We start from the raw sequence: 13,037 nt of genomic DNA, 5'->3' as shown, positions 1-13,037 counted from the left end.
AAGGAGTCACCGTGTGACTCCTTTTCTGTGTGTAGCCTGATTAGAAACTACGCGAGATATACCCGATAAACTGGCTATCACCGCGGTTGTCGCCATCGACACCCAGCCACCAATCTTTGTCCGCATTGGTATCAGTGTAATTCACACCCACGGTCCAGCCTTCCGAACCGGCCAAAGTAAGGTCTTTACTCACACCAATCAGGTAGTCGGTATAGTCAAAGTCGCTGTAGTTTTCAACATCCAGACGACCGATATGCGCGGTAAAGTTAATTCCCATCGGCAGGCCGTAGTTAAAATTCAGCTCGTAGTATTGAGTACCCTTGGTATCACCATTAGCGTAACCATCGATACCGGCAGATTTGTTATTAACACCACCCCAGTCAGTCAAAGTGCGGCTGTACTTAGCAGTGAACCATTTCCAGGTAGCGGCCACATACGCTTCAGTGGTGTCAAAATCTTCACCGTTGTATTTTTCACGGTCCGGATAGTAAAACTGCAACAGACCCACATCCACAGCAAAATCTTCTGTGAACTGATGGTAATAACCACCATAGAAGTCCACTTCAATGCTGTTACCCACATTCAGGCCTTCTTCCAGCGTTGACGCCCATACGCCCGCGTACCAGCCACTAGCATGAGCATAGTCAAAGCCACCCTGCAAGGCGACATCTTCATCAGTATAGTCAATGCCACGGAACACATAGGAACTGAACAGACCAACATTGGAACTGAAGCTGTGTGGTGATACTTCCTCAGCATGAACTGCGGTATTGGCAGTAACCGCAGTCCCCGCCAAAGCCATCATTGTTAATAGTTTTTTCATTCTTAAATCCTTCCTCTTGGTTGGTGAATATTTACCCCTGACTACAACTTGAACATTCTGTTTGGTGCTTATTCGGGATGTGTACCCAACCCAAGATCTGCGCCATCATCCATCGGTGCCAGATAGTCAATGACCAGCTGACGATAGTTATCCAACCCTTTGTATTCAGATAAATCCGGATGCAAATTGGTCAGAACCCGGCGCAGGCGCTTGGCCCAGCGAGGATAAGTTTTCAGGTCGTCAATACTGGCCAGATAACCGCGGATGCTGAAAGCCATCGCATTACTGCGAGGCAGTCTGAACAAGGCCTGCAGCTCAACACGAAGATGAACCTTTTGACCAACGTTGTCTGCGGTGACAGAGACATTATCCGGTCCCCAAAGCGGGTACTCTTCCGGCGAGGTATCCAGACGCGGATTGACGGTCATGGTCCAGTTAAGGCGACGGACAGGACTGCCATACTGCAAATGCAGCAGATATTTCAGCGCCCGATCGAAGATCCCGAGTTCATTCGCCTGTGGTACGGGACCATGCCATTCTTTGAAAGACATCCCGGCATCGAATGCCAGCGACCAGTCGGCCTGGCTGGTGATAATCCCCATATCGGCAAACAAATCATCATCCCGCTGATCCATCACCACCCAGTCACCCTGAACCTGACGGCCAACATACTCAAAGGGCTCCATCGGCAACGTAGACTCGTCACCAAAAACGAACTTTTGATCGATGTTTAATGGCTTATTAATCCAGTGCCAGTTATCACCGTCTTTGCTCAACTGGAACAAGTCGGGGTAATCGGTGGAAAGCGAGTCCATAATCAGCTCCACCATATCCCACTGCGCATCCTTCATATGTGGCAATGCGATATAGCGGCCGGGGTCTTTTTCCAGCGTTATGCGTCTGTCCTCACATTCCGCCACGTAGTGTTCATCGATATCAATAGCGTGCTCGAATACGGAACCCGGTGCACCGCCGTCATGCTGTTCAATATTGACGCTGTACATGTACTCGTCCTCAGCAAACGGGAACGGGAAACGGCGAATCGCTTCCGCAGAGTTGCTGTAGGTATAGTCGTCGCGGAAAGTTTCTTGTTTAAATGCGATATTTTTAGCCATATTCATCACTTATTCCTCAAAGATTGACCACCAGTTTTGAGCACTTCGCACGTGATACGCACGGCATAATGCTTCTGCCCTCTGCTTTTTCGTGGTCGGACAGATAATGGTCGTTGTGCATAATGACGCCGTCGCAGGAAACCACTTCCAGTTCACAACGGCCACAGGCGCCGCCACGGCACAGGAATGGCGGCTCGGCACCGGCTTCTTCCATCGCTTCCAGCATGCTCATATCACCAGGCACGGTCACTTCCATACCGCTTAGCGCCAGCTCAACGGTAAACTCATCTCCTGATGGCGGTGCAGTAAATTCTTCACTGTGAACGTGGTTATCGGGCCAGCCCAGATTTTTGGCATGCAGATGGAGTGCTTTCACCATCGGTTCAGGTCCGCAGGTATAGACATGGGTGCCCAGTGGCTGATGGCGTAGCAGTTCCGGGATATCCAGTCTTTCGCCTTCACTGTCGACATAGAAATGAACACGGTCACCACACATAGCTTCAAGCTGTTCACGGAAGGCCGCATTCTCTGGCGAGCGATAGGCATAATGCAGCTCATAGTCATAGCCCAGGCGGTTCAAATCCGAAATTTGCGACATAAACGGCGTAATACCGATACCGCCAGCAATGAGGATGTGGCGACGACCCAGTTTGGAAATGGCAAACAGATTGACCGGATAGGTGATCTGCAGGCTGGTACCGGGCTTCACCTGTTCATGCATGAAGACCGAACCACCACGGGAGTTTTCCTGTTTACGAACCGAAATATGGTAGCTATCGGTATTAGCGGTCGACCCCATCAGCGAGTAGGGGTTGCGGTGAATACGACCGTCGATATTCATCGATACCACCACATGACTGCCACCGGAAAAGTGCGGCAAAGGTTCACCGTTTTCCTGGACCAGGGTGAAGTGCTTGACCACATCGGTCACTTGCTCCACCTCTGCCACTTTGACATTCAGAATACTCATGGATAAATCTCCTCTGCTGCCGGAATATTGCCCGGCTCTTCAGCATCGACCATAACGCCCATATAGGCGCCCAGGCGGCGTGAGAAATGGTCGCGGACAAACAGATGCCGACCGCAGCCACTGCATTGGTGAATGCTGTGATGAACATTTTTATCTGTGGTTTTGCAGTGCACACAGTAGACTGATCGCGCCAGCGTTCCGCTCAGCTCTTTCTCGACATTGATATCCTGCACGCCATAGACTTTCAGTTCGTCCATCACTGCCCAGATAAAGGCTTCACTGCCTGCAACATAAAACTGTGTTCCCATCAGACAGTCAGGTAACTGCTCTCTGAGCGCAGCCAGAACGGCCTGTTCTGACTCACAAATCTGCAAACCTTCCGGCACCAGGGTCTGAATGATGTCAGCGTATTTCCTGGCCGCAGAATCCTCATCCGCAAACAACAACTTGATTGGTTCACGGGGACACATTTGTTGAAATAATTTCAGTACCGCAATTCCGCCTTCGCCCTGGGCGACAACCACATGTCCGGTCGCTTGTTGCTTCCAGACCAGTGAGTCATAAAGGGGTTTGCTTCTGATCCAATAACCTCTTTCCATCGCTTTTTCCTCATCTTTATTGCCCGGCCACCTCCCTGTGGCATCTCAGGCAAAGTTTTTACTACTGCTCGGGATGGGTACGAAGACGCATCGGGTCGTAGAAAGGTGTCTTAACAACATGGGCTTTCACCGGAGTCTCAGCAGCAACCACTACTTGGGTACCCAGTAGTGAGAACTCGGGCTTGATATGGACCATCGCGAGCGATTTCATCAGGTAACGGCTAAAGCTGGCACTGGTGACAACGCCGATTTCTTTACCGTCTTTGATAATTTTGGCACCTTCCGGCATAGCTTCACTGCTCTGGCAAACCAGACCGGCCTGTTTGAAACGTTCACGGCCTTTCAGTTTGAGCAGTGCTTCTTTACCGATGTAATCGCCCTTCTTGTTCAGGTCGATACACCAGTGCATATTGACTTCCCATGGCGTTGTGTCGCCTTCCGGCATGTCAAATGGATAGAATAGTAGGGCTGCTTCCACGCGGGTCAGATCCAGTGAATCCCAGGAAGCGGCAATAACGCCGTACGGGTGTCCTTTTTCTAGGATCATGTCCCAAATATGAACCGCATCTTTAGCTTGACAATAAACTTCGTAACCACGCTCACCGGAATAACCGCCACGAGCGATAATCACATCACAGCCAAAAAGCTGTGTTTCGACATGTTTGAAATAAGGTAATTTGGCCAGGTCGACATCGACTTCGGGGTTCAGCACATCTACCGAGCGTGGCCCCTGTAGTGACAGAATATGTACGTCATAATCCTGTTCTACCGTCACATCCTGACCTTCGGCCAGTCTGGCCAGTGTCTGTTGAGTGCAGCCACCGCCGTGAGAAATACGATACTGGTCCTTGGCATCACAGATAATCATGATGTCGTCGACCAGGGCGCCTTCCTCATTGACTTCAGCTGCCAACCGGGACGTACCGGGTTCCAGTTCGGTGACATCTATCGCCACCAGTTGATCGAGGACTTTCAGAGCGGCGGGCCCACTGACATGAACGATGTTCAGTGCTGATACATCATAAAGACCGGCACGGGTTCTGACCGCGATCACCTCATCGTGGGGATCTGTATGGTAGTGCTGAGGGATTGGCATGCCCCAGATAACATCATCCAGCTTTGATCCAAGCTCGCGATGACGTTCATTCAGCACTGAGTTACGGGTGATTGCCGAATCAACGGCTTCGACAGGTTGGGTAGAATTGCTCATGGCTCTGACTCCGGATGTAACAAAAATGTAAGCTTAGGAAAAACATATCGGAATCAGTCCTGTGCTGAAATTCCCATCATGGCGTACTCCTTTTTGAGTAGCGGCCGGTCTCGCAGATCACAGCCGTTACCAAACTGCAAGCTCTGTAGTAAGACGGTGGCATAACGCTGTTTTATAACTGGCCCAGACTCTGCACTTCCTGCACCATTTCAAGTACGACCTGGGCTGCCTCAGCACCTTTAATAGTCATTCTCTGTTCAGCCTGATGCTGGTTCTCGGTGGTGAGAATAGCGTTGGCAATCGGAATGCCGGTATCAAGCTGAATATTAGAGATGCAGCGGGCTGACTCATTGGCAACCACTTCGAAATGATAAGTTTCTCCGCGGATAATGCAGCCCAGTGCAATCAGGCCATCAAAGCCGCCGGTCAGTGCCATTTCATTCAGCATAAAGGGGACTTCAAGTGCCCCGGGGACCTGTTTGATAATAATGTCCAGCTCCGCAACACCGCAGTGACGGAGTTGATCGAGGCAGGCGCTCAGCAGGCCATCACCGATGTCCCGGTTAAAGCGGGCACGGACAATGCCGATCTTCATGCCGCTTCCGTCCACATCAGATCGGGTGACAGCATTGTTTAAATCTGTTGCCATGGAAAAGTCCCTGTATGAAAACTGGCGGACAGACCTCGTGTCTGACCGCCAGATTGATGCTTTACTTCGCTACTCGAAGTGGGTACGCAGCTCTTCTTCGATCTCGAAGATATCGCCAACAATGCCGTATTTGGCAATGGTGAAAATCGACGCGCCCGGATCGGTATTCACCGCCACGATGGTAGGAACATGTTTCATCCCTGCCATGTGCTGGATTGAACCTGAAATACCCATCGCCACATACAGCTTACAGTTACCGACGACCTTGCCGGACTGGCCAACCTGTCTGGACTTGGGTAACCAGCCGGAGTCTGCAATCGGCCGTGAGCAGCACAGGGTCGCTCCTGACAGGTCCGCCATTTCACGGAACTCGTCGACATTGCTTTCCTCACCGATACCACGGCCAATCGACATGATGAAGTCAACCGAGGTGATATCAATGTCATCCGCACCTTCAGGCTCTACATAACGGACATTCTGGCAACGGCTGCCGATATTCGTCATATCGAGACTGGTGGTAGACGGGCTGCCTGATTCTTCAACCGCTTTGAACACACTGGAACGGATGGTCAGAATCACACAATCTTTACCCGGAAAGTCCATTTCAACATGCACTTTTTCGTTGTAACCGGCACGGGTCACAACCAGATCCTGACCGTCATATTCCAGTTTGAAAACGTCGGTGGCAAAACCATAGTTACCTTTACGTGCCAGGGTCGGTGCATAACCGAGGCTATCTACGGAGTGCGGCAACAACACCACATCCGGTGTGTAGTTTTCCATCAGGGAGGTCACTGCGGCTTCATGAATATCAGCATCAAAATCTTCAGAGCTGACTTTCACGGCGACCACTTCGTCCACCCCTTTCAGTGACAGATCATCGACGTAGGATTCAGACTGTTGACCGATGATGGCGACCACTACTTTGTCATCAGCTTCCCGCACGGACTGTGCAGCACTGATCACTTCAAGCGAGATGGGACGGAGTTCATTTTGGCGGCTTTCTGCCACAACAAGGATGGTTTTCATTACGCTTCTCCCTTGAATTCTTTGATAATTTGAGCCAGTTTGGCTGCCTGCTCTGCGGTAGTACCTTCAATCATGGTGGCCATACCTTTTTCAGGAATGTACATGCGACGAACCCGTGAGAAAGCCGCATCGGCACCCACTTCTTCTGCAGACAAACCAAGATCTGACAGACTGACTTCATCAATCGGTTTGGCCGCAGCCTGCTTAATGCCCCGCAGTGATGCATAACGCGGTGTGTTAATCCCCAGCTGAATGGTCAGCACCGCAGGACAACTGATTTCGACTTCCTGACCCAGGCCGCCTTCCAGTTCACGGCTGGCCGTAGCTTTGTTCGCGCCGGGGGTATAATCCAGGCCTGCAACCACTGCGGTATGTGGCCAGTTCAGATAAGAAGCGATAGCAATGCCGGTGGAAGCATCCGCGTTATCCGATGACTGAACGCCGGCAAAAATCATGTCGGGTTTTTCCTGCTCGGCAACCGCCGCAAGAATGCGGCCGACCGTAATGGAGTCAGAGCCTTCCATTTCGTCGCTCCAGACTCTGATGGCACGATCAGCGCCCTTGGCAAGGCATTTTCTGAGACTTTCCTCGACCCGATCCGGACCGACTGAGACGACAACAACTTCCACCTCTGTATCCGATCTTTCTTTGATGCTCATGGCTTCTTCCAGGGAAAAGTCATCCCATTCGTTCAGCTCATAAAGCAGGAAATCCTCATCTACATCCAGTTGGTCGTCACGAATTTCAAAGTCATCATCGAGCGATGCAACTTCTTTGACTGCAACTAAAATTTTCATGCTATTTCTCCTAATTTGCTGTCTACATCAGCTTTTTGGTGCAGTGATTTACTGCTGGTATTGCCTGGAAAACCAGGAAAACAGGGTGAAGCGCACTGCCGGATCAGGATCATCAGACAGACGCCACTTATCTTCAGGACTGAGCACCGGATTGCCGACCAGCAGCAAGCGGTTCAGATAAAAGGGGTCTTCAATTAAAGGCAGCAACGTTTCGCGTTTGGCGGCTTTATTTGTCACTACGCCGCGACGCACATCAGCCAGAACTGAGTGAGTCAAACGCTGCAATATGGCCTGGGGTGTATTCGGGTTATGTGCGACTGCCGCTAACACGTCCACCTCTTCCTCATCCGCCAGAACCGACAGAATTTCAGGTGGCGTGTTGGGCTGATTGGCTACAGCCGCCCGAACCCAGGTTTGTTTGTCCCTTGCCAGCAGTTGCAGTAACTGCGGTGGGGTTTTGCCATTTCTGGCGACAGCGCGGCGGACTTCTTTATCCTCGTCTTCTGCCAGCAGTTGCAACTCCTGCTCGGATAATTTGCTGCTCAGCGCCACCCATTGCCTGACCCAGTGATCAGCATCATGAATCAACAACCCGATAATCTCGGCCGTGAGGTCCTGACGTGCTGCCACGACGCGTCTGACATAGTCAGAACTGTCCTGCGCCAGTTCTCTGGCCAGTGTGGTCGACAGCCGCTGTTGTGAGGCAATCGCCCGTCGTACGGAATAATCAGGATGACCGGCAAGATAACCCAGCAGTTTGACAGGCAATGTTGGATTGGCCGCTGCATGACGGACCACGATGACATCGTCATGCCGGACTGCCTGCTCAAGAATCGCCTGCGGGCAGTGAACATGGGCCGCTACTGCCGCCTGAACGAAGTGATTGCCTCGTTGATAAAGCCGCTTGAGGATATTTGCCGAGCTGTTTTCATGACTGGCAAGTTCGGCGTCAAATTTATTACCGAAGCGGGCTTCGATAACCGCCAGCACTTCATTGCTGGCATTGGGGTTTCTGGCCGCGGCTCGGATGATTGCGGTACTACTGACCTGCTCGACTATCGTAAACAGGACCGATGCCGATGTATGACCATGTTGAGCAACCAGCCCAATCAGATCCTGACTGTCCTGATCATTGAACAGATCAGCCAGGGTCTGACTCTGGGTCGCCGGATTCTTCTCCACCCGCAAGCGGATGGCATCATCATCAAGTCCGGCCAGCACCGCCAGCACTTCTGCCGGTGTATGCTCCCAGCGAGCCAGCTTGAGCGCATCACGTCGCCGACCGCAAAGAATCGCCTTCAGGGTATCGCGCTGTTTTTTATCGGCAATCCCGAAGACTGCCGCAGCACTGTAAATATCGCCCTGCTCAACGGCCGCCTCGACCAGTTCCGTCGCCGTTTCCGGCATGGCAGTATCAAGCGGCTGCTGTGTCATCGTCTTCCGGCTCTTCAATATCGAACTCGACACACTCGGTGATAAGTTCAATCAATTCCTTGACCACGAACTTATCTTCGAAGCCAGCTGTTTTACGCGCATCCTCAAACATCGTCAGATCTTTAGGACAGGAGACGATAAAGACATCCAGATCGTCGATCGCACCCGCTTCACGAATACGGTTTTCCGATGGTTTTTCCAGACCAACCGGATCCGGAATCCAGATACGGCCACCACCGGCACCACAGCAGAAAGAGTTATCGCGGTTACGATCCATTTCCACCAGTTCGCAGCCAATCATTTCGATCAGTTCACGTGGCGCGTCATAGCCTTTGTTGTAACGGCCCAGATGGCAGGGATCGTGGAAAGTAACGCGATAGTCGAGTTTTTTCTTGATTTTCAGCTTGCCTTCCTCAAACAAGTGCTTGAGTACAGTCGTGTAATGCTGAATTTCAAACTCACCACCAAAGTCCGGGTATTCATTACGGATGGTGTTGAAAGAATGCGGATCGGTGGTCACAATCGAATTGAACTCACACTGTTCCAGCGTGCTGATGTTGTTGCTGGCAAGAAATTCGTACAGTCCTTCCTCACCGACACGACGGATATCATTACCGGCATTCATTTCCGCTTCGTAAAGCAGGCCGAAATCGACCCCCGCCTGTTTCATCAGTTTGGCAAAGGACTTGGTCACAACCTGATTGCGCGGATCGAAAGAGGCATAGTCACCAACGAACCACATCACATCAACCGGCTCTTTACGTGCGTCTTTGATAGTGAAGGGTAATTCCTTGGTCCAACGGGCACGCTTACGCTTGGATTCGCCCATTGAGTTGCCGTTTTTATGTACCGACTGCAGGGTTTTCTGCAGGATCGGTTCCATATTGCCCTCATCAACCAGCTTACGGCGCATCTGCACAATGATGGGCACATGCTCTACCGCCACCGGGCAGATTTCGACACAGGCCATACAGGTCCGGCACGACCACAGGGTTTCCATAAACACCTGGCCAACATCCTTGCCATGAACGTCGAGTTCGACTTCGTCCGGCAGTTCTTTTTTCTCCAGTGCATTGTTGGCAAATTCACGCAGCGACAGAATCACATCGCGCGGAGACAGTGGCGCACCCACCGCATTGGCCGGGCAGGCTTCATGACAACGGCCGCACTTGGTGCAGGCATCCAGATTAAGCAGTTGCTTCCAGGTGAAATCAGTAATGGTTTTAACACCGATGCTTTCCTGATCTTCCGGCACAGTCGGCAGCCGTTTTCCTGCCATCGGGTCACGGAACATCAAAGATGCCGAAGCGGTAAAGATATGTTTGACCTTGGTAAACGGGATCAGCGCGACGAAGGCCAGCGCCAGGATACCGTGGAACCACCACAGGCCGGTACGGAAGTCACCTGCTGCTTCCGGTCCCATACCGAGACCATAAAACAGATGCGCAATGCTTGCGCCAACCGGCGACCACCAGCGGTATTCCCAAACTGTCGGATCCTCCATCAGCCAAATCAGACGGGATGCTTCCAGCAGGAAACCGGTAATAAGAATAATGATAAAGACCCACAGAAAAGCCCAGTCTTCACGACGGTAGGCACTGCGATCATAGTCAGGATCGCCTGGCTCGCGATCAGGACGTGTGTAATCAAGTTTAGGTAATTTGAGCCATTTACGGCGATACATCATGTAAATCAGGCCGGCAATAGCCGCCACGCCTGCAATATCCAATATCAGCGAGAACCACAGATAGAAATCGCCGTACCAGAAAGTGATCCCGAACAAGGGTTCGAGAATGTCGTATTCCAGCGTAATGGTGGCAGTACCGATGAACAGCAGGACAAACCCAAAAAATATTGCTGCATGCGCTTTACCCGCCGCTTTATCGCGACGTTTTATAGTGCGATGCGTCATCATGGTTTTGACCATGTCCCAGAAACGCGCCAGGAACTCACCCCAGGCGGCATCCGGTTGACCGCGACGATATTTTCTTACCTGCACATAACAGCCATAGAGAAAGATCGCGATGGCCGTATAGCCAATGACATAAAACAGATAAACGGATGAGGTCTGAAAACCTTGGAACAGAATTCGGGTTATTTCTTGTGCTTCGTTCATGACACACCTGCCAGCTTGGAATAGGAATAATGAGTGCTGAGGTTAGGGGTGGTGCTGCCACGGTACGTGGCAGCACACAACCATTTACTGCCTAGATCTTGTACTCGATCTCGTGGTTGCCACCCGGCTTGTGCGGGGTGCCCCAGGCAACGGTTTCACGTTTGTACGGCAGAGGATATTGTGGATTTTCTTCATCAATTTCCCTTGCGATACGCTGACCCGTGAAGGTTGCATCGGCAATCAGACGAGGTGCTTCGGCATCACCAATCAGGTAAACACCCTTGATACCGTTTTCTTCCCATTCTGATTGACGTTCTTTGAGCTCTTTGTACAGGGCATTGTCAGACTTGCGTCCGGTGACCAGAACCAGAGAGTCAAATTCGAGCCAACGGTGAGTCTTATTCTCATCACGAGGATAAACACCCGGGCCGCGATAGCTACGTTTGGAACCATCACCCCACATGTTGAAGATTTCCAGACGGTTCTTCTCGATACGGGTACAGAAGTGATCACCGATTTCTTCGACGCCCAGTTCATGCAGGCGACGCATCATATTTGGATATTCCAGCGTGAAGTGCATGTAGTTACCCAGATGTACACCGGATACGATGGTCACTTCATGACCTTCTGTAGCCAGTTTTTCAGCCAGGCTCGGAGTCATGAAATAGCTGTCAGCACTCAGAATCACGACGCGTTTGCCGATTTTCTTCTCGCCAGACAGGACTTGCTCTGGTGTCAGTTGTTCCGGCTGTGATGCATCCGCACCAGGAATGGGTGCATGGGTCAGACAGTTTTCACCATCTGTGGTCCAGTGAGAACCGGTAGCGATAATGACTTTTTCAGCACCGTATTCCAGTACATCGTCAGCAGTCAGCGGTTTCTGACCAAGCGCAATCACATTGTGCTTGTTCTTCTTAACCAGTTTGTTGAGCTGAGTTTCACGATAATCACGGTGATAACCCCACTCTCCCAGACCCGGCAGCGTGACAACCTGGTTAACGTGACCACCGATTTTTTCAGCTTTATCGTACAAGTGAACGGTATAACCACGCTCCATCAGCACACGGGCGGCTTCTGAACCGGAAGGACCGGCACCGACCACCAGAATCGAATCTTCCGACTCGGCTTTGGCAAACTTCTCAGGATGCCAGCCACGGCGGTATTCTTCACCAGCAGTCGCATTCTGAGTACAAATCATCGGCGGACCACCGATCTCCCAACGTGAGATACAGACGTTACAACCAATACAGACACGGATATCGTCGTAACGACCTTCTTCAATCTTCTTGGGCAGGAACGGATCAGCAATCGAAGGACGGGCGGCACCGATAATGTCTACCACGCCCTTAGTGACGATTTCGGTCATTTTTTCCGGATCAGTGTAACGACCTACACCCAGTACCGGTTTTTTGGAAACGCGTTTTACATGCTCAACCCAGGGAACGGTATGACCTTGCTGGTAGAAACGCGACGGACCGGCATCCTCACCCCATTCGGCGATATCACCAACGGTGATGTCCCACAGGTCAATGAAGTCATCAGCCAGTTCGATGAATTTGATACCGTCTTCTTCAACTTCAATCTGGTCAGGACCGTAAATGGTATCAATGGCAAAACGAGTCGCAATGGCACAATCATCACCCACCGCTTTGCGGACTTTTTCCAGGGTTTCAACCCAGAAACGGGCACGGTTTTCCAGGCTGCCGCCATAACCGTCAGTACGCTTGTTGTAATACGGATTCAGGAACTGCAGTGGCAGGTATGAGTGCGCGCCGTAAACGTAAACAATGTCGAAACCGGCATCGCGGGCACGATAAGCCGCTTCCACGTAGTACTGCTGGACCATCTTGATATCATCAAGGTCCATTTCTTTACAGTAGCTGAGGGTTTCGAATTCTGATGCGAACTGGCTAGGGCCACGTGGTGTTGCGCGGCTTTCCATGTTAGGTGCATGGGCGGCGCCGTACCACATTTCGATACCGGCCAGTGCGCCGTATTTGTGGACTTCGTCAGTCATAGCCCGCAGGTTGCGTACATCGCCTTCATCCCAGATACGGGCTGAAAGACGGTGGGTATCGTCAGATTCAGGATGGATCGAGCAGTATTCCGTATTCATCGCCGCCCAGCCGCCTTCCGCTTTCATGGAACGGTGTGCAGCCTGAAAACCGGGTCTGTCGGATCCTGCGCCGATACAGTGAGGAACCTGATAAAAACGGTTCCGGAGTGTTTTGGGACCGATTTGAATCGGCTCAAACAAAATATCGTGTTTTGGATCGCGTGCCATTATATTTCTCC

Annotated in this window: 11 protein-coding genes; all 11 read right to left on the bottom strand. The window is 51.4% G+C overall.

The genetic code is table 11. The features are described from left to right. Positions 1-40: 40 nt before the first annotated feature. The 11 genes from FH755_RS00840 to FH755_RS00790 all read right to left on the bottom strand — a co-directional run bounded on the left by FH755_RS00840 (position 41) and on the right by FH755_RS00790 (position 13,026). Positions 41-823 (bottom strand): TorF family putative porin, encoded by a 783-nt coding sequence (locus FH755_RS00840; protein ID WP_292437737.1) that lies wholly within the window; start codon positions 821-823, stop codon positions 41-43. A gap of 68 nt (positions 824-891) precedes the next feature. After that, on the bottom strand, positions 892-1,938 hold the full coding sequence (locus tag FH755_RS00835; protein ID WP_292437735.1) for a DUF3445 domain-containing protein: 1,047 nt from the start codon (positions 1,936-1,938) through the stop codon (positions 892-894). A gap of 16 nt (positions 1,939-1,954) precedes the next feature. Continuing rightward, positions 1,955-2,908, bottom strand: coding sequence for a PDR/VanB family oxidoreductase (locus tag FH755_RS00830; protein ID WP_292437734.1), 954 nt, complete (start codon positions 2,906-2,908; stop codon positions 1,955-1,957). After that, positions 2,905-3,507 carry a dimethylamine monooxygenase subunit DmmA family protein gene (locus tag FH755_RS00825; RefSeq protein WP_292437733.1) on the bottom strand — a complete coding sequence of 201 codons (603 nt, stop codon included), beginning with the start codon at positions 3,505-3,507 and terminating at the stop codon, positions 2,905-2,907. The genes FH755_RS00830 and FH755_RS00825 overlap by 4 nt, the downstream gene beginning before the upstream one ends. Before the next feature lie 61 nt (positions 3,508-3,568). Then, positions 3,569-4,717: an aminomethyltransferase family protein gene (locus FH755_RS00820; RefSeq protein ID WP_292437731.1), complete on the bottom strand. Its 1,149-nt coding sequence runs from the start codon at positions 4,715-4,717 to the stop codon at positions 3,569-3,571. A gap of 172 nt (positions 4,718-4,889) precedes the next feature. Further along, positions 4,890-5,366 carry a 6,7-dimethyl-8-ribityllumazine synthase gene (gene ribH, locus FH755_RS00815; RefSeq protein ID WP_292437729.1) on the bottom strand — a complete coding sequence of 159 codons (477 nt, stop codon included), beginning with the start codon at positions 5,364-5,366 and terminating at the stop codon, positions 4,890-4,892. Positions 5,367-5,435: 69 nt separating this feature from the next. Then, on the bottom strand, positions 5,436-6,395 hold the full coding sequence (locus FH755_RS00810; protein ID WP_292437727.1) for an electron transfer flavoprotein subunit alpha/FixB family protein: 960 nt from the start codon (positions 6,393-6,395) through the stop codon (positions 5,436-5,438). Continuing rightward, positions 6,395-7,192 carry an electron transfer flavoprotein subunit beta/FixA family protein gene (locus tag FH755_RS00805; RefSeq protein WP_292437724.1) on the bottom strand — a complete coding sequence of 266 codons (798 nt, stop codon included), beginning with the start codon at positions 7,190-7,192 and terminating at the stop codon, positions 6,395-6,397. The genes FH755_RS00810 and FH755_RS00805 overlap by 1 nt, the downstream gene beginning before the upstream one ends. A 48-nt stretch (positions 7,193-7,240) precedes the next feature. Continuing rightward, positions 7,241-8,626 (bottom strand): hypothetical protein, encoded by a 1,386-nt coding sequence (locus tag FH755_RS00800; protein ID WP_292437722.1) that lies wholly within the window; start codon positions 8,624-8,626, stop codon positions 7,241-7,243. Next, the gene (locus tag FH755_RS00795) at positions 8,607-10,742 is read right to left on the bottom strand and encodes a heterodisulfide reductase-related iron-sulfur binding cluster (RefSeq protein ID WP_292437720.1); all 2,136 of its coding nucleotides are present in this window, start codon (positions 10,740-10,742) and stop codon (positions 8,607-8,609) included. The genes FH755_RS00800 and FH755_RS00795 overlap by 20 nt, the downstream gene beginning before the upstream one ends. A gap of 91 nt (positions 10,743-10,833) precedes the next feature. Continuing rightward, positions 10,834-13,026 carry an FAD-dependent oxidoreductase gene (locus FH755_RS00790; RefSeq protein ID WP_292437718.1) on the bottom strand — a complete coding sequence of 731 codons (2,193 nt, stop codon included), beginning with the start codon at positions 13,024-13,026 and terminating at the stop codon, positions 10,834-10,836. Positions 13,027-13,037: the final 11 nt, after the last annotated feature.

Origin of the sequence: Methylophaga sp., assembly GCF_009711715.1 — a bacterium.
Lineage (GTDB): Bacteria > Pseudomonadota > Gammaproteobacteria > Nitrosococcales > Methylophagaceae > Methylophaga.
Note: the sequence above shows the minus strand (reverse complement) of the source record. Positions and strands in the feature narration are given on the sequence as shown.

Excerpts from the sequence above, each read along its gene's own strand:
- FH755_RS00805 (WP_292437724.1), bottom strand. The coding sequence starts at position 7,192 with ATGAAAATTTTAGTTGCAGTCAAAGAAGTTGCATCGCTCGATGATGAC.
- FH755_RS00795 (WP_292437720.1), bottom strand. The coding sequence starts at position 10,742 with ATGAACGAAGCACAAGAAATAACCCGAATTCTGTTCCAAGGTTTTCAG.
- FH755_RS00790 (WP_292437718.1), bottom strand. The coding sequence starts at position 13,026 with ATGGCACGCGATCCAAAACACGATATTTTGTTTGAGCCGATTCAAATC.
- FH755_RS00825 (WP_292437733.1), bottom strand. The coding sequence starts at position 3,507 with ATGGAAAGAGGTTATTGGATCAGAAGCAAACCCCTTTATGACTCACTG.
- FH755_RS00840 (WP_292437737.1), bottom strand. The coding sequence starts at position 823 with ATGAAAAAACTATTAACAATGATGGCTTTGGCGGGGACTGCGGTTACT.
- ribH (WP_292437729.1), bottom strand. The coding sequence starts at position 5,366 with ATGGCAACAGATTTAAACAATGCTGTCACCCGATCTGATGTGGACGGA.
- FH755_RS00800 (WP_292437722.1), bottom strand. The coding sequence starts at position 8,626 with ATGACACAGCAGCCGCTTGATACTGCCATGCCGGAAACGGCGACGGAA.
- FH755_RS00830 (WP_292437734.1), bottom strand. The coding sequence starts at position 2,908 with ATGAGTATTCTGAATGTCAAAGTGGCAGAGGTGGAGCAAGTGACCGAT.
- FH755_RS00810 (WP_292437727.1), bottom strand. The coding sequence starts at position 6,395 with ATGAAAACCATCCTTGTTGTGGCAGAAAGCCGCCAAAATGAACTCCGT.
- FH755_RS00820 (WP_292437731.1), bottom strand. The coding sequence starts at position 4,717 with ATGAGCAATTCTACCCAACCTGTCGAAGCCGTTGATTCGGCAATCACC.
- FH755_RS00835 (WP_292437735.1), bottom strand. The coding sequence starts at position 1,938 with ATGGCTAAAAATATCGCATTTAAACAAGAAACTTTCCGCGACGACTAT.